The sequence below is a fragment of the Tannerella sp. genome (assembly GCF_030528505.1).
Classification (GTDB): Bacteria; Bacteroidota; Bacteroidia; order Bacteroidales; family Tannerellaceae; genus Tannerella.
Genome location: NZ_JAUMYS010000002.1, coordinates 22,960 through 41,003 on the forward strand (window position 1 = coordinate 22,960; position 18,044 = coordinate 41,003).

General features: G+C 49.4%; 13 protein-coding genes. 7 read left to right on the forward strand and 6 right to left on the reverse strand.

Features of this window, described 5'->3' with window-relative positions; all coding sequences use genetic code 11:
- Positions 1-28: 28 nt before the first annotated feature.
- Genes Q4A89_RS00605 through Q4A89_RS00620 form a run of 4 tightly spaced genes read left to right on the forward strand, consistent with a single transcriptional unit; the run spans position 29 to position 3,464 of the window.
- Positions 29-1,426, forward strand: a complete 1,398-nt coding sequence (locus tag Q4A89_RS00605) for a Gfo/Idh/MocA family protein (protein WP_303182911.1) — start codon at positions 29-31, stop codon at positions 1,424-1,426.
- Positions 1,426-2,364: a TIM barrel protein gene (locus Q4A89_RS00610; RefSeq protein ID WP_303182913.1), complete on the forward strand. Its 939-nt coding sequence runs from the start codon at positions 1,426-1,428 to the stop codon at positions 2,362-2,364. Before Q4A89_RS00605 ends, Q4A89_RS00610 begins: the two co-directional genes overlap by 1 nt.
- 28 nt (positions 2,365-2,392) lie before the next feature.
- Entirely contained in the window at positions 2,393-3,271 is an 879-nt protein-coding gene (locus Q4A89_RS00615; protein WP_303182914.1) for a LuxR C-terminal-related transcriptional regulator, read from the forward strand.
- A 13-nt stretch (positions 3,272-3,284) separates the two neighbouring features.
- Complete coding sequence (locus Q4A89_RS00620) at positions 3,285-3,464, forward strand: hypothetical protein (RefSeq protein WP_303182915.1); 180 nt, start codon at positions 3,285-3,287, stop codon at positions 3,462-3,464.
- A 386-nt stretch (positions 3,465-3,850) separates the two neighbouring features.
- Here Q4A89_RS00620 and Q4A89_RS00625 read toward each other — a convergent pair whose 3' ends face one another.
- Positions 3,851-4,147: a hypothetical protein gene (locus Q4A89_RS00625; protein ID WP_303182917.1), complete on the reverse strand. Its 297-nt coding sequence runs from the start codon at positions 4,145-4,147 to the stop codon at positions 3,851-3,853.
- Positions 4,148-4,254: 107 nt separating this feature from the next.
- Between Q4A89_RS00625 and Q4A89_RS00630 the strand changes: the two genes are divergently transcribed.
- The 3 genes from Q4A89_RS00630 to Q4A89_RS00640 all read left to right on the forward strand — a co-directional run bounded on the left by Q4A89_RS00630 (position 4,255) and on the right by Q4A89_RS00640 (position 10,352).
- Positions 4,255-4,995, forward strand: a complete 741-nt coding sequence (locus Q4A89_RS00630; RefSeq protein WP_303182918.1) for a DUF6261 family protein — start codon at positions 4,255-4,257, stop codon at positions 4,993-4,995.
- A gap of 75 nt (positions 4,996-5,070) precedes the next feature.
- Entirely contained in the window at positions 5,071-8,310 is a 3,240-nt protein-coding gene (locus Q4A89_RS00635; protein ID WP_303182919.1) for a TonB-dependent receptor, read from the forward strand.
- A 35-nt stretch (positions 8,311-8,345) separates the two neighbouring features.
- Positions 8,346-10,352 carry a RagB/SusD family nutrient uptake outer membrane protein gene (locus Q4A89_RS00640; protein WP_303182920.1) on the forward strand — a complete coding sequence of 669 codons (2,007 nt, stop codon included), beginning with the start codon at positions 8,346-8,348 and terminating at the stop codon, positions 10,350-10,352.
- 78 nt (positions 10,353-10,430) lie between these two features.
- Here Q4A89_RS00640 and Q4A89_RS00645 read toward each other — a convergent pair whose 3' ends face one another.
- From Q4A89_RS00645 to Q4A89_RS00665, 5 genes are all read right to left on the reverse strand, one after another.
- Positions 10,431-11,774 carry a glucoamylase family protein gene (locus tag Q4A89_RS00645; protein ID WP_303182923.1) on the reverse strand — a complete coding sequence of 448 codons (1,344 nt, stop codon included), beginning with the start codon at positions 11,772-11,774 and terminating at the stop codon, positions 10,431-10,433.
- On the reverse strand, positions 11,771-12,577 hold the full coding sequence (locus Q4A89_RS00650; protein ID WP_303182925.1) for a PHB depolymerase family esterase: 807 nt from the start codon (positions 12,575-12,577) through the stop codon (positions 11,771-11,773). The genes Q4A89_RS00645 and Q4A89_RS00650 overlap by 4 nt, the downstream gene beginning before the upstream one ends.
- 8 nt (positions 12,578-12,585) lie before the next feature.
- On the reverse strand, positions 12,586-13,377 hold the full coding sequence (locus Q4A89_RS00655) for a LamG domain-containing protein (RefSeq protein WP_303182927.1): 792 nt from the start codon (positions 13,375-13,377) through the stop codon (positions 12,586-12,588).
- Between the two features lie 19 nt (positions 13,378-13,396).
- Positions 13,397-14,887, reverse strand: coding sequence for a RagB/SusD family nutrient uptake outer membrane protein (locus Q4A89_RS00660; RefSeq protein ID WP_303183005.1), 1,491 nt, complete (start codon positions 14,885-14,887; stop codon positions 13,397-13,399).
- Positions 14,888-14,949: 62 nt separating this feature from the next.
- Entirely contained in the window at positions 14,950-17,967 is a 3,018-nt protein-coding gene (locus tag Q4A89_RS00665) for a TonB-dependent receptor (RefSeq protein WP_303182929.1), read from the reverse strand.
- Positions 17,968-18,044 lie beyond the last annotated feature (77 nt).

An 18,044-nucleotide genomic window follows, 5' to 3' on the forward strand; every position in this document is an offset into this window, starting at 1 on the left:
AAAACAGTACATTTAACTCAAATTTGTCATGACAAAAAAAAGCAGTATCAGTAGAAGGTCATTCCTCAAAAGCTCGGCCCTTGCGGGCGCAGCCGGAATGGTCGGTACGGGGGGAACTGCCACCCTGCTTTCCTCGTGTGGAGGAGGCGCAAGCAGTAACGAGAACGCGAATGCGGCCAACAAGCCGCTGAAAGAACCGGGAACATATTATGTGCCCGAATTGCCCGATATGGCGGCCGACGGTAAAGAGTTGAAGGCCGGTATCATCGGATGTGGCGGACGCGGCAGCGGTGCAGCGATGAATTTCCTCGCCGCGGCGAACGGTGTAACGATTGTGGCGCTGGCCGACACGTTTCAGGACAGGGTCGACAGTCTGGCCCAGAAACTGAAAGACGAGAAGAATATCGACATTCCTGCCGATAAGCGCTTCGTCGGGTTAGATGCCTACAAGCAGGTTATCGACAGCGATGTAGACGTGGTGATCGTTGCTACGCCGCCGAACTTTCGCCCGGCCCAATTCCAGTATGCGGTAGAAAAGAATAAACATTGCTTCCTCGAAAAACCGATCTGCGTCGACGCGGTAGGTTACCGCACCATCATGGCTACGGCCAAGCAGGCGCAGGCCAAGAATCTATGCGTAATCACCGGCACGCAGCGTCACCATCAGCGGAGTTATATCGCATCGTACCAGCAGATCATGAACGGTGCGATCGGCGAGATCACGGGCGGAACGGTCTATTGGAATCAGAACATGTTATGGTACCGGGAACGTCAGACTGGATGGAGCGACTGCGAATGGATGATTCGCGACTGGGTGAACTGGAAATGGCTCTCCGGCGATCATATCGTCGAGCAGCATGTACATAACATCGACGTGTTTACATGGTTTTCGGGACTGAAACCGGTAAAAGCCGTCGGCTTCGGATCGCGTCAGCGCCGGATCACGGGCGACCAGTACGATAATTTCAGCATCGACTTCACGATGGAGAACGGTATCCATCTGCACAGTATGTGCCGCCAGATAGACGGTTGCGCGAATAACGTCAGCGAGTTTATTCAGGGAACGAAAGGTTCGTGGAACAGCGCGAACATGGAAATCAAAGACCTTGCCGGCAATGTGATCTGGAAGTATGATTTTGACGCCGAAAAGGCATCGTTCAAACAGAACGACCCCTATACGCTCGAGCATGTGAACTGGATCAATACGATTCGCGCCGGCAAATCGATCGATCAGGCTTCGGAAACCGCCGTATCGAACATGGCCGCCATCATGGGACGCGAATCGGCTTACACGGGCGAAGAAACGACATGGGAAGCCATGACCGCCTCCGCACTCGACTATATGCCGGCCGACCTGAATCTGGGCAACATGGATATGAAACCGTTCGTGGTACCCGTACCCGGTAAACCGTTAGAGAAAAAGTGATGTGTATCGACCGACGAAATTTTCTAAAGGCCTCTTTAGGCAGCGCGGCATTGGCAACGATGGCCGCCTGCTCCGGAGGCGCGACGACGGGCGCAGAGACAAAAGCGTGCTGCAAGGACGGAGACGACACGAAGAAAGACGTGAAGCTGAACCTCTCGTTTCAGGAGTGGACGCTGGGCGATCTTGAGCTGAAGGCCAAGCTCGACGTGATGGAAAAGCTCGGTGTGACCGGCCTCGAAGTGGGAGGCAAAGGGTTGGCCGCGCGGAAGGACGAGTTGAAAAAAGCGCTCGAAGGGCGTAATGTCAAAATCAGTGCAATATGCGCGGGCTTCGACGGATTTATGCTTTCGGAAGAAGAATCCGTGCGTAACCTGTGTCGTGACACGATGCGCGAGATTATTGCCGCGGCAGGCGAGTTGGGTTCGACCGGCGTCATCATCGTACCGGCGTTCAACGCGCAACAGCCGGCCATGCCGCATACGCAGGAGACGCGCGATTTCCTTTGCCGATGGTTCGACGAACTCGGCACGTTTGCCGCCGAACACCGGACGACGGTTATCTTCGAACCGCTCAATCGGAAGGAAGCCTTCTACCTCCGTCAGGTAGCCGACGCCGCCTCGATCTGTCGCGACATCGACAATCCGGGCGTGCGTTGCATGGGCGACTTCTGGCACATGACGTGGGAAGAGACGTCCGACATGGGCGCTTTTCTTTCGGCCGGATCGTTGCTTCAACACGTACATATCGCCAGCCGCAAGCGTCGCCTGATGCCGGGCGAAGACGGAGAGGCAGACCGCTACGTCGACGGTTTCCGCGCCCTCAAGATGCTCGGCTACGATCAATACGTGAGCTTTGAATGCGGCTGTCAGAACGACGACCGCGTAGCTACGGCTACGGCAGCCGTTGAATTGCTTCGCAAGCAATGGGACGAAGCGTAATCATATATATAATGTATAGCGAAAACGGATGTCGTTAGTATATGCCAATATGAGAATGAGCGAGGTGGTGAGCGAGCATCTCTCGCTCATTCCGGTTATCAACCGCTTCGGCATACGGCTGGGAGTGGGCGATGAAACCGTCATGGCGCTTTGCGAAGCAAACGAAATCGATACCGACTTTTTCCTCACCATCGTCAACACGTTTATCAACGAAGACTATTTTCCGGAGAAAAAGCTGCAAAGCTTTCACCTCAATCAGATTATCGATTATCTGAAGCAAACGAACCGGTATTATCTGCAATACCAGTTGCCCAATATCGAGCGTCACCTGCAAATTTTTATTCATACGTCGGGCGGGAGCAATGCCTCGCTGCAACTGTTGGGCAATATCTTCGCCTCGTTCAAAGAGAAATTATGCAGTCGTATTCAGACCGACGAACGAGAGTGGTTCCCGCGTTTGCTTTCGCTCGGCGAAAAAGAGCAAAACAGGAGGAGCATGCGCGCCCGGACATCGCCCGAGACGGATGAAATGATCGAAGCCATGATGGACGATATGCGGAACATCATGATCAAGCATCTGACGGGAACGTACGACGAAAACCTTGGGTATGCCGTGCTGTTCACCATCGATGCTTTGGGACGCGACATCCGTCAGCACAACCGCATCCGCAGTCGAATCCTGCTGCCGATGGTCGACGACAACGGCCATCTCTCGAACCGCGAGAAAGAAGTACTCAAGCTCATCGTCAGCGGATATACGAACAAGGAGATTGCCGCGCGCCTCTTCGTCAGCCTCAACACCATCCTGACACACCGCAAGAACATCACCGCCAAGCTCGGTATCAAGACGATTCCGGGACTTACGTTCTATGCCATCACGCATAAAATCATCACCGAAGTCAAATAACCGATCACATCACATGGCACGTCGCAAAATCACGAACACGCAGGCCGTCTGCATCATCCTCCTCTGGGGATTTCTGGTATATATGCTGCTGACATCGGCCAAGACGATCGATTTTATGACCGTCTTTTCGATTGTCGCTTCGGGCGTCATCGTCTTTGTACCCCTCTACAAAAACCGAAGGAGACAGCCATAGTTCGCCCTCCCTTCCGATGATACTTCGCCTCATTGCACATCCTGTTTTTTTACAACTTTTGCCGCTTTCTCTCTAAAAAGTGTTATATAACATAGAATAATCTTATCCTTTATCGGCAGAATGGCGTTATCTTTGCGCTCTCAACACACTAAAAAGGGAAATGAATTTTAATACGTTTAATTTGTGCTGGCCGGCAGCATCGAAACATCGTTTTCATGTATGTCTATCCCCCCTTTCTGTCTTGTTAATAAATTTTAACGGGGGGGGTATTTAGCGTATTATCAGTCGTATAAGAATCAATCCCGCAGCTGCTTTCTTTTTCCCGACGAAATTTTCATAGCCTTTCGCAGTATCCGGCGCATGGCCGGCGTGCTTGCTTGGCCTTTTCATACCATTACCGCATCTTGCTCCGGGCGGATGAGAAATATTTTCTTCTCGGCCGGGCATGACCATACCATGCGCGAAGACGTTCCGATTCGCCGGGAGATGTCCGTAGAATCTACGATGATTTCCCGTCGCGGCGGGCGATTCCCGTACGGTCTATTATCTTTTCCCGGCATGGCGGGCGACTCCCGTAGAACCGATGATCTTTTCCCGTCGCGGCAGAACATCTCCGTAAGGTCTATGATAACTTCCCGTCGCGGCGGGCGATTCCCGTATGGTCTATTATCTTTTCCCGGCATGGCGGGCGATTCCCGTAGAACTTATGCTTCTTTCCTGCCGCACGGGAGAAAGCCTCTGTCACGCTGCTACGATCATTTCATTATTCAACCTCTAAAATACCAATCTTATGTTACGTGTCAATTACAGTGAATTATCGACTAAGGTATTAGGAAACTTGTCGAACCGTACGATCGAAGTGATCTCGCCGGCCTATGCGAGCGGAGTACTGCAACACAATCCGTTAGTAGACGTGTTGATCGCCACGAATAAATCGTATCAGGCCATCGTCATTAAAAATACGTACAGCGGGCTGGGTAACCCGGTGGCACAGGCGGATCTGGTGCGCGACAAGGTGTACCGGAATCTCCGGCGTATGCTGCAAGGTATGGCCGGATTCAACGATAAGCCCAAAGGAAAAGCGGCCGCAGCGCTGCTGACGGTCTTCGAAGAAACGGGCGACATCTACGGCCTTTCGTATGCCGATGAGAATGTGGTAATGCAAACGCTGATTAACCGTCTCGACGAGGCAGGCAATCAGGTGCATCTTGCTACGGCCATGGTTATGGACGAATACAGCATGCTCAAGCAGGCACAAGGCTCCTTCGAGGCCATCAGTGCCGAACAGACGGACGCCAACTCGGCGTTGCGGCAGAAACAGTCTGCCTCCGGTGCGCGCCGCGCGCTGCATCAGGCTTTGCGCGACATATTCTCGCTCGTCTCGGCCATGAAGAACGTGGCAGGCTGGGAAGACTTGTATCACGATCTGAACGAACTGATCAAAGAAGCGCGCCAAAGCAACCGGAAACCCTCGAAAGGAGAATCCGAACCTCCGGCTGCATCCGGAGACGGGCTTCCGGAAAACGAATGAATATTTTGTACGTTTTCAACCTGAAATGGAGAATCGACTAAATAGAAACAATTGTATAACGAATCATTAAAAAACATGAGAAGAAAAAAACTTTTTGGAGCGAGAGGCTTGCTTACACTGTTGCTGTGTATCTCAGCGCTTTCGCTTTCGGCACAGACGATCACGGTGCGAGGTACCGTGACGGATGAGAGCCGTGAACCGGTTATCGGAGGAACAGTTATTGTAAAAGGACAACCTTCGAAAGGAACGATTACAGACATTGACGGTAATTATGTATTAAATGACGTCCCGGCCGATGGGATATTGACCTTCAGTTATGTGGGACTCCAATCGCAGGATGTCCGTGTGAATGCACGTACGACGATTGATGTCTTGATGCAAAGCGATACGAAACATCTGGACGAAGTCGTGGTCATTGGTTTCGGAACGCAGAAGAAAGTCAATTTGACAGGGGCTGTATCTACCGTTGATACGAAAGAATTGGCATCACGTCCTGTAGCTAACGTCAGCCAGGCATTGCAGGGTGTTGTTCCGGGTTTAAACATTTCCGTCCCTATTGGAGGAGGAGAATTGGATAATGCCCTTAAAATAAACATTAGAGGCTCCGGGTCCATTGGCGATGGAAGTGAAGCAAAACCTTTGGTGTTAATTGATGGCATGGAAGGTAATATTAATGCACTCAACCCGCAAGACATCGAAAGTATCTCGGTGCTGAAAGATGCGGCTTCGTCTGTTGTATATGGTTCTCGTGCTCCCTTTGGTGTGATTCTTATCACAACGAAAAGTGGGAAAGAAGGGCGTACAAGGATCAACTACAACAATAACTTCCGTTTCTCGGACCCCATTCGTATGCCCAAGATGATGGACTCTTATTCGTTTGCCGAATATTTTAATAGCGCATCTGAAAATGGCGGAGGAACCCCGATTTTTACCGATGAAGTTATAGATCGTATCAAAGCTTATCAGGCTGGAACACTAACCAAACCCTTTGTTCCTTCAAAAGATGGGGCTACATGGGATATGTATTCGAATGCAAATGGGAATAATGACTGGTTTGCCGAACATTATCGCTCTTGGGCTCCGTCGCAAGAACATAATCTGAGTGTTAGTGGAGGGAACCAAAAGATTAATTATATCCTGAGCGCGAACCTTATGGATCAAAGAGGACTGTTGCGTCATTCGAACGATAAGCTGAAACGTTATTCTATAACAGCAAAAATAAACTCTCAATTATCGCAATATATTCAGTTGGGGTATACTGCCCGTTGGGTACGTACAGATTATGATAAAGCCTACTACCAGAATGCATTGCTGTTTCACAACATTGCACGCCGTTGGCCGACAATGAATGCAAAAGATGAAAACGGCCATTATATTGAGCATTCCGAAATTATTCAACAACGCGAAGGCGGTCGTGATAATATGGTTAAGGACTTCTTAACACATCAATTCTCTATGGTGGTTGAACCAATAAAGAACTGGAAAATCACAGCCGAGGCAAATATGCGTACGGAAAATATGGAACGTAAGTATGCCGTTTTACCTATATTTTTCTATGGTACAAAAAATAATCCCATACCAATGAAATTCGACGAAGGACATGGCCCGGGCATTACCGAATATGGCAAACAAGTAGACCGTCGAGATTTCTATACAACGAACATTTTTACCGACTATTTCTTTGAAACGGATAAAGGACATTTCTTTAAAGCAATGGCCGGATTCAATATGGAATTAAACAAATACAGTTCGCTCTATGGCACCAAACAAGGACTGATAACAGGTACATTGCCTTCCCTGTCCACCGCTACACAAAACATGAAAACAGGAGGTATCGACAATAATGAATTAAGCGATTGGGCTACTGCTGGCTTCTTTGGGCGCTTGAACTACAATTATAAGGAACGCTATCTGTTAGAGTTTAACTTGCGTTATGACGGCTCGTCACGCTTCCTAAGAGACCAGCGCTGGATCTTATTGCCTGCCTTTTCAGCAGGATGGAATATTGCCAGAGAAGACTTTTGGAAAGATTATATGGATCAGCTGAGTACATTGAAACTAAGAGGATCATGGGGTGAATTAGGAAATCAAAATACAACAAATCTTTATCCTTTTTATCCGTCACTCACGATTAAAACAGAAGGTTCAAATTGGCTAATCAATAATAAAAAACCTAATACGGTAGAAATGCCCGGTTTGGTAAGTACATTCCTCACATGGGAAAGAATTCGTTCGTGGAATGTCGGATTGGATTTTGCAGCTTTAAATAATCGGCTTACCGGTTCATTCGACTGGTTTAATCGTACCACACTTGACATGGTAGGCCCAGCCCCGCTATTACCTTATATTCTCGGAACGGATGTGCCGAAAATGAATAATGCTGATATGAGATCATACGGATTTGAGCTTGAGATCGGATGGAGAGACCGTATAAGGGATTTTGCATATGGTGTAAAAGCCGTACTGTCCGATGCCCAGCAGGAAATCATGCGCTATCCGAACGATACAAAGAAAATAGATACTTGGTATGAAGGCAAAAAGGTTGGAGAAATCTGGGGATATACTACTGTCGGTATTGCCAAAACACAGGCAGAAATGGACGCCCATCTGTCATCCATGTCGAAAGACAAACAAAATGCGTTAGGCGGCAACTGGGCAGCAGGAGATATCATGTATGCCGATCTAAATGGAGATGGCTCGGTGAATGGAGGAGCCGGTATACTCGGTGATACAGGAGACAGAACGATCATCGGCAACTCTACACCGCGCTATAATATCGGGATAAATATGGATATGCAATGGAAGAATTTTGATTTCAGTATGTTCTGGCAAGGAGTGATGAAACGGGATGTAGAAGTCGGTGGACCGTATTTTTGGGGGGCCAGTGGCGGACAATGGCAATCGGCCGGTTTCACGGAGCACTGGGACTTCTTCCGTCCCGAAGGACATCGCTTAGGTGCGAATTTGAATGCTTACTATCCACGTCCTATCTTCAACACCCATGCTGGAAGGAATCAACATACACAGACACGCTATTTGCAGAATGGTGCATATCTCCGATTAAAAAACATTCAATTAGGTTATACCTTGACGGATCGTTGCGCTTTAATGAAAAATATAGGCGTTGAATCTGTTCGTTTCTACGTATCAGCCGACAATATACTCACTTTTACAAAGCTGACTAAAATATTCGATCCAGAAACAGTAGAAGGCCGGACATGGTGGGATACCAGTCGGCCGTCTGAATTGGGAAATAACGGTAAAATTTATCCGTTGTCAAAAGTTATTTCTTTTGGTTTTAACGTTAATTTCTAATCACATTCCCGTTTAACATTAAAAATGAAAATCATATGAGAATTTTAAAGAATTGCAAATTTTATGCTTTTGTCTTTCTATTGGTAACATGCTTCGGATGTAACGATTTTCTGGATCGTGAGCCTTTAGATAAAATAACGGATCAGTATTATTTTAATTCTGCATCGGACTTAGAAGCGTATGTGATCAACCTATATGATGAATTCCCTAACATTCGTGACCAATGGAATTTAGGGCCAGCTATTACTGGAGACGATCATTCGGACAATCAGGCAAAGACAAATGCTGAGCAAAAATATTGGGTCATAGACTTCTGGAAAGTACCAGAAAATGAAAATCGTAACAATAGTGAAAAAGAATGGAATTTTTTCAGCATCCGTAAATTGAACTATTTTTTTGAACATGTGTTGCCTAAAAAAGAAGCAAAACAGCTTACAGGAGATGAATCCGAAGTAAATCATTATATTGGAGAGGCTTATTTTCTGAGGGCATATGTCTATTTTAAACGCCTAAAAAATTTCGGAGATTTTCCGATTGTTACAAAAGTATTAGAAGACAAGAAGGAATATCTTGTAGCAATGAGTAAACGAAGCCCGAGAAACGAGGTTGCCCGTTTTATATTAAAAGATTTGGATGAGGCCATCAATCTACTATCGGATAATCCTCCGGGGAGCAAAAACAGGATCACCCGAAATGCCGCATTATTGTTTAAATCGCGTGTTGCCCTTTTTGAAGCGACTTTTGAAACGTATCATAAAGGGACACCTCGTATTCCTGGCTCTCCAGCATGGCCGGGCGCGACAAAAGATTATCACAAAGGATATACCGTTGATATTGAAAAGGAAATATCCTTCTTTATCGATGAAGCCTTAAAAGCATCTAAAGAGGTGGCAGATAAGATTACTCTGACCCCGAATAACAAAGTATTGAATCCTGTTTTCGGGCAGAAGACAGGGTGGAATCCTTACTTCGAAATGTTTGCGCAGGATGATCTGTCTGGCGTTAGTGAGGTGATTATGTGGCGTCAATTCAATAATGCATTGAGTAACACTCATCGGACAAGTACTTATATTTTTTCCGGAGGAAATCTTGGTTTCACTCGCAATTATATTGAGACATTTCTGATGGAAAACGGATTACCGATATACGCAAATGGATCAGGATATACTGGTGATGCCACAATCGAACAGACTTTGCATAATCGTGATTATCGTATGCAGCTTTTTGTAGTGGCCGAAAATACGCGTAGGGATGTGATGATAAAAGATGACTCACCATTGGCTTATTTTGGTTTGCCGTATATTTTGGAAAAAGCCGAAAACAGAATACCTACAGGGTATCATGTGCGTAAAGGTCTTACATATGAAGCCAGTAGTACAGCAGGCGGCCATCAACAACAAACAACAGGGTTTATTGTTTTCAGAGGTGTTGAAGCATATCTGAATTATATCGAAGCATCTTGCTTAAAAAATAATGGCTTGAGTATTGACGGAACAGCTCAGCAGTATTGGAAGGCAATACGCGAACGAGCAGGGATAGATTCCGATTTTAATAAAACAATAGCTGCAACCGATTTAGATAAAGAAAAAGACTGGGCTGTGTACTCAGGAGAAAATAAGGTGTCAAGTCTCATGTATAATATTCGTCGCGAGAGACGCTGTGAATTTATCGCAGAGGGGATGAGATGGGATGACTTGAAAAGATGGCGTGCTTTGGATATGGTAAAGAACTACATCATTGAAGGATTTAATCTCTGGGATGAGCAAGCAGCTAAATACAAGAGCATAATAGAACCGGGCACAGCAGGTAAAACTCCAAATGTATCGGCAAAGTCTGCTTCGAAATATATACGTCCTTATCAGATTATAAAAGAGAATAATAATCTTTATAATGGTTATACTTGGTCTAAGGCAAACTATCTGCTCCCTATACGAATAGAGAATATTCGCATTACAGCAGCAAATCCGTCGGACTTATCTACATCTCCAATTTATCAAAATCCTTATTGGCCTCTTGAACCAAACAAAGGAGCCTTGGAATAAGTGAGAATTTTGTACGAAAAAAAGAGGGTGTGCTAAACGGCATTCCCTCTTTTTCTTTACAAAAAAATCAATAAGCTACTATTCAAAACCCAACTTCTTCAATCCCTCGCGTATTTCGGGAGCGTTCATAAATAAACGCCAGAGTAATCCCGTACGATGATTTTCAATCATCGGGGCGATCGTCAACTGGTCGATAGCCAAATAGCGCTTCGGATACCAGCCATGACCGATGCTGAATGCATCGTAAAAACCATATGTCCCCCAGATGCTGTCGCCAAGGACAAAGTAGAAATGGCGCAGAGCCTTCATCGATTCGTCGGGAGTGTAAGGAAAGCTCGACAACGCCGCCGTAGGCGTGATGACGCCCGGATCATTCTGCATCGGTCTGTGCGCCGTGTAGCCGTCGACCGTGTAGCTGGCCGTCAGTCCCCAGCAGTTCTCGCCGTATCCTTTATGCCCTTGCGGGTTCTGGACACAGTAGGCATAATTGATCAGCGCCTGATTACGGTTCACCTCGCCATAGTCTGCATACGCGTCTTTCAGCCCCATCGGGCTCAAGCCGATGTAAGAATAATGTGCCCAGAAGAGAGGCCCTCCGTAGCCTTCGGCACCGTTATGCTTCACCCGCAACGGCAGCCCGTAAGCGACAGCCTCGCTGCGAATACCGCCGCTACGTGCCCATCCGTTATGGTAGGCCGAAGCCGAAATGGGATGCGTGGGCGACGAAGCCGCAAGAATATACGTGATCAAACATTCGTTATACCCTTCGAGCGGGAAGTTCATTTGCCATTCGTATGTAGGACTCCAGTGCCAGTACAACACATCCTTTCCGTTCAGATACCAGTCCCACTCCATCCCACGCCAAAGAGTATCGATCTTTTGCGCCAGCGCACGTTCCGAAGCGTTTCCTTCCTTGAAATATTCGCGAACGCACAGGAGTCCCTGCATCAGGAAGGCACTTTCGACGAGGTCGCCCCCATCATCTTTCGTACTGAACGGTTTTACCTTGCCGGTCTTGCCGTGTATCCAATGCGGCCAGACTCCGTGAAACCGGTCGGCACGCGCCAGATAATCGACAATACGATGAAGTCGGCTCACGCACGTATCGCGCGGAATAAATCCCCGCTCAACGGCTACCAGCAGTCCGGCGAGTCCGAAGCCGCTTCCGCCCGTGGTCACCACGTCGGCATCGTTTTGCGGATAGACTCCGTCCATGTGGATACGTTCCGGAGCCAAACCTGATGTCGGCTCGGCACCGTCCCACATATAATTCAAGTGCGTTCGCTGAATGTAATCGAGGAACGCGTCGTCGTCGGCAAAGGTCAGCAGACGTTGCTCAGCCGGGGGCGTCTCTTTCTGCGGCTTTTTATCGCATCCGGCTGTCAGGCAAAGACACAGAAAGGTTGCGGCGATCGCTCTCATAAGCCTCCTCCGTCCGGTTTTCGTTGTCCGAACAGCCACGAGAGATAATCGGGCTGCCTGAACGCCGGGTACCAACTGCCATGATCAACGCCCGGAAACTCGAAATATTCTACCTCGATGCCGGCCTTCTTCATCGTCAGATACGCTTCGCGCGAAAACTCTACAGGTACGACCGAGTCGGAATCACCGTGGTAGATGCGGAACTTCGTCGGTGTAACCAGCTGTTCAAGCCGTCCGGTATGCACACCTCCGCAGATGGGGATCGCGGCAGCAAAGAGATCGGGGTAACGGCAGACAAGGTCGAACGTGCCCATGCCGCCCATCGACAGTCCCATCACATAAACACGACGGGGATCAATGGGGTATTCCGCCATCGTCCGGTCAAGCAACTCCTTTACCAATGCAAGCGGTCGTGAGATTTCCGCATCGGCCGGAAACGGATTGCCGTCTTTGAAACCGTTGGGGCGTAGCGGCGTAGGCCAGTAACGATCTTCCGGACATTGCGGGAACAACACGAAGGCGGGGTATTGTGTTCGGTAAACGGGATTGGTAAAAAGCATGCCTCCGTGAAATAGTTGTTTCTCGTTGTCCGAGCCACGTTCACCCGCACCGTGCAGAAACAGTACCAACGGATACGTCTTGCCTTCGGCTACGTTTTCAGGTTTCAGACTGCGATAGAGCAGCGAGTCGCCACTCTTCGATACATACACGTCGCTCTCATACTGAGGAAATTTCTTCTGAGCGAAAATCCACTGCATGCCGCAAACACAGCATAACAGCAGGATGCAGATTCGTTGTTTCATATCATGCGTTATTTATTCATGAACTGTTTGATTTCGGCACTACTCAACGCTTTGTTGTAAATGCGTAGCTCGTCGATGAGGCTGTGATCCGAGAGGTGATTCCACTCGTTGAAGCGCGGTGAGCCCGAACCGATAGATATCAGGTCACAACCGTTCCAACTGATGCGGGTCAGGTTTGCGGCTGCCACTTCTTCACCGTCGAGGTAAAGGAAAGCCTTCCCCTCGGTCAGCACCAGCGCCACGTACTTCCATCCGCTCGCCTCCGGATCGAGGTCGGCTTTTGCACCACCGTCCAGCCAGCTGTCGGCTGTTCCGTTTCCTACATTGGCCTTGATGCGCTGCTTGACACCGGCTTTCTCACGGAAGATGCGGAAGCCGGCTGTACGGTTATTCTGCTTGTCGGCGGGCTTACCTTCCGTCTTGGGACCCAGCACGAGCAGACCGGCACGGTCGGACACAGGATTGAGCTTGTACCAGAATGCGAACGTCATCGCGGAGCCTAACGGTGCGGCCAGATTGGCTACGTCGAATGTGAGATAGCTGTCTTTCGCTCCGGCATAAGCCTTGCCTCTTTTTCCGTTGGCCAGCGTGGGCGCCCCTGTCGGCGAAGCCTCAAAAAGACTTTGGTATTCCTCGAAATCCTTGTCGAACGACAGGTAGAATATCTGTCCGTCGGCGCCGAGCGGAGGAGGTGTAGGCTGCTGCGGATAGTCGAACGGCGGGTCTTGTCCCAAGTCTTGAAAACACGACGTCAGCAACAAACCGGCTAACGCGATTGCAATATAAATTGTCCTTTTCATGATGTTTGTTTTTTATCGGTTAGTAATTCGGATTCTGTTTGAGTACTCCATTCGATTTGTCGACTTCAGCTTGCGGCAAAGGCAACAGCGCGTGCTTGTCCTGATAATTCGTTTTGCCGGCTGCATGCAACACCTCGAGAGCAACGCCCCAACGCACAAGGTCGTAGAAACGGTCGAACTCCATGCCCAACTCTACCCGACGTTCGTGGCGGATGGCTTTACGCATCTCGGCCGGATCGGTCGTCGTCACTTTCGGCAGAACGGCAGCATTCCCGCCCCGGGCACGGGCGCGTACCATTTCGAGATATTCCATCGCTTCGCCCGTCTTGCCCGTCTCATTGGCTGCTTCGGCCGCCATAAGTACAACGTCGGCATAACGAATCAGGCGGATATTATACCAGTGCCCGCTCTTTGTGTAAGTGGCACGCATCGTCGGATCGGTGTATGCTTTCTTATTATAATATTTATTGACGACGGAAGCATTGGCAACAGGCCGCTCGCCCCAAGGCTTGTTGGGCTCAATCGTATTCGGGTCTTCACCGGTTTTGACGAAGTAGAGCAAGGTCTCGTTCTTGCGCGGATCGCCCTCTTCGAACGCGTCGGCCAACGACTGAGTCGGCGTATGCCATCCCCATCCCAGATTCCATTCGCCGGCGCCACGCACGCCCTGCACCTGTGCAAACTGACTGCCAATTTCGTTCGAGCCCGGTTGTGATGGGGTCGCCGTACATTGCAACTCGAAGACAGATTCGCTGCTGTTCTCGCCCGATTCACGGAATATCTTATCGTACGGCGTATTCAGGTTATACAGTCCCGACTTGATTACTTCCGTCGATACCGCGTACATATTCGCCCAATCGTTACGTTGCATGTAGGTTTTTGCATGAAGTGACCGTGCGGCACCCCACGTCAGGCGACCGGTATAAACGGCCGGCCACGTTTTGGGGAGATGCGCTTCGGCAGCCGTCAGGTCGGCATCGATCAAAGCATAGATTTCTGCCGCGGGCGACTTCGGGATGTTCGCGTCTTCGGCCTTGTTCACCTTAAAATCAATTTTGGGTACGTCGCCAAAGGCACGCACCAGATTGAAGAAGGCGAAGGCCCGGAAGAAATGGGCTTCCGACTTGTTGATGCGGTCACCATCCGACAGGGAACCTTGCTCCTTCTCGCTCTGCTCGATGTCGGCAATAACTTTATTGGCTAAGATTATCAGTTCGTAGTTTCCTGTCCAGTAGCCGGCAATCAGCCCGTTTGTTGCAATGTACTCAAAGTCGTCGTACATCTTGCCATGTGCCGCGCCGTCGGAGGCCGTACTGCCTTTTTCGGCATCTTCGGAACGGAAACAATGCACCGCGAGCGCCGTTGTTCCGCCCGTTACGTTAAACCCGCGCATCTTGGCGTACAAGGTAAAGACATCGGATTGAAACGATCCGCCGCCGCTTTCATCGCCCTGTATCCATTCTCCCTGCGGACGCTGGTCTAACAAATCGGAGCATCCGATCGTCAGCATCGCAAGACCTGTTGCGAGTATTCCTATGATATTTCTGATAGAATGATTCATAATCGATGTATTTAGAAAGTTACGTTAAATCCGAAAGTATAAATAACCGGCATGGGATACGTTCCTCTGTCGATACTCGACTCCAAGGCCGAGCCTTTCATCTCGGGCGTGTATCCTGTGTTGCGCCGCCATGTTTTCAGGTTCTGGACGTTCGCGTACAGTCGCAGCGACTTCAGATGCAACTTGCTCAACAGCGCCGGATTGAGTTTGTATCCGAGCTGAACGTTCCGTATGCGGAAGAAACTGCCGTCTTCGATGAAATAGTTCGAGTTTAGCAGATTCAATGCCCTCGATGGGTTCAGCACCGGCTCCCAGTTCGAGGTACCTTCACCGTGCCAGCGGTTCATCCGTGAGGTGAGGTAGTTCAACTGAGCATACGTCGGGTCGTCCCAGGTTCGGTAGATTTCGTTGCCATAGACTCCCATCATGTCGACGCCCAGATCGAAGTTCCGATATTCGAGGTTGACATTAAAACCGTATGTAAGGTCGGGCGTTGGGTTGCCGATCATCGTGCGGTCATCCTGCGTGATCACGCCGTCGCCGTTGACATCCTTAAATTTCAGGTCGCCGGGTGCCGGACTGCCGACTTTGTTCGGGAAATACCGTTTCACGTCTTCTTTGTTCTGATATACGCCGATGACCTGATAACCGTAGAAATGCGCCACAGGATACCCTTCCATCGAACGCGAAATGCCTTTCGGTCCTTCAAAGATGGCATCTTCGGGGCCACGTCCGAGCGAAAGCACCTGATTGTCGATCGTCGTCAGGTTTCCTGATAGCGTGTACTTCAGCCCGCTTTCCCCGATCTTATCCGACCACGAAACCGAAAGCTCCAGACCCCGGTTACGGATTTCACCGAGATTTTCGAGCGAATTCTTCGCCCCGGAGAAACCCGACAGTAAAACAATGATGTCTTTCGTCACCTTGTTATAATATACCGGCTCTATACGCAACCGATTCCCGAAGAGGGCAACCTCAAGGCCTGATTCCCATGCGTGCGTTTTCTCCCACGACAGATTACGGGGCAGATACCTCAATGAATAACCGGCAATGATGTTGTCGCCGAAGACAGCACTACCCGAGTTCTCCAGTCGAGGATACGTAGGATAATGGAAGCCTCCGGTATTCTGACTTCCCAGCACGCCCCACGAGCCTTTCAGTTTCAGGTAATCGATCATCGACTGATTTTTCATAAATGCCTCTTCCGAAACGACCCAGCCTGCACCGAGCGAATAGAAATTCTCCCACGTATTGCCTACCGAGCGGAATACCGAAGCGCCGTCGCGACGATAGGACGCATTGAGCAAATACTTGTTCTGATAACTGTATAACGCCCGCAGGAGGTACGACATGGTGAAACGGCGGTGTTGTGCTCCTCTGTTCGACGAGGCTTTCGCATCGATCGAGGAAATCCACCATTTATCCTTGTCATCGTCGGGAATCGAAAAGATGATATCGTTAAGATGTTGCTCTCTTCCCGCTCCCAGCAGCGAAAATTCGGTATAATTCGTCGTTAGTCCGGCCATCGCCGTCAAACTGTGTCCGCCCGACGACACGTCGTAAGTCAGAATATAGTCGCTCTGCGCTACGGTACGTGTCGATTTATTCTGCGACACCGATTCGCGGTCGGTCAGATTTTCTTTACCTGCGACATCGGGATTGTACACATAAATAATCGGACTGAAGCTTCGCTCCTCCCCTACGGCATAATCCAACGAGAAGGTGGTTTTAAATTTCAGATTCTTGAGGATGTCCACCTCTCCGTAAATGTTTCCGGCCACGCGATTATTGACTCCCACAGAATGGCCGGCGCGCGTTTCCACGTCGATCATCGGGTTCCACACCTGCGCTCGTTGAAAATCAGGAAGCGTATGCAGGAGACCGGTCTTCTCGTGATAGACCGGAGCAATCGGTGCAGCCCGGATGGCTCCCGATACGCCTTTGGCATCGGAAGGCCATGTACGCGAACCGTTCACCTGAAAGCCGAAGCGCAAATAATCAGTCACCTGATAATCGCTGTTCAGGTTGGCCGTTACCTTAGAGTATTTTTCATGCAGAATGTTGCCTTCTTCCGAAGTGTAGCCGAGACCTAAGTAGAAACGATTCTTCTCGCTGGAGCCGGTAATGCTCACATTGTGGTTCGTCATAAAACCCTGCTGAAAGATCACATCCTGCCAATCCGTATCGGCATTCCATTTCGCGTAGTCGTATGCGCCAAGCCCCTGATTAACGCGCTGTTCATCATATAGCTCGCGAAACTGAGCGGCGTTCGTCATCGACATCCGGTCGGCTACGCTTCTGAATCCGAGCGACGAATTCACATTCACAACCGTCTGCCCCGATTTGGCGCGTTTCGTGTTTACGATAATCACCCCGTTGGCACCGCGGACCCCAAAAATCGCGAGCGATGAAGGATCTTTCAAGACCTCCATCGACTCAATGTCGGCAGGGTTCAAATAATTGATGTTGTCCGAAAACAAACCATCCACGACATACAACGGCGCATATCCGTTGATCGAGTTCGTACCGCGGATACGAATCTCCGGATCCTGTCCGGCATGTCCCGCATTAACAACCTGTACCCCCGCAAGCTTTCCTTGTATGGAAGCCAATGGGTTGGTTGACGGACGATCGGCAAACTCGGCGGCTTTGATGCTGACGATCGACCCGGTAAGGTCACGTTTTTTGGCGCTTCCGTAACCGATAACCACAACTTCATCCAATACCTGCTGATCCTCCGACATCATCACATCAATACGCGAGCGTCCGTTGACGGCCTGCTCTACCGTCGTCATACCGATGTAACTGAATACCAACGTTGCCTGAGCCGGAACGTCGGATAACGTGTACGAACCGTCGAGCCCGCTCACGGTCCCATTTGTCGTACCTTTTACCAGAATGCTGACGCCGATAGCGGGTTCGCCGGTGGCTTGCTCCGTCACAACACCCGATACGGTAATTTGTTGCTGGGCAAAGAGCCACAACGGCATCAGCAGAAAACTAAAAACAAGTAGCGATTTACATTTCATGGGTATTCTCTTTTTAATGTTACTGCAAAAAAACATTTTTCACAAAAGAACCGAAAAATCTTTCGCCACCCAAAAAA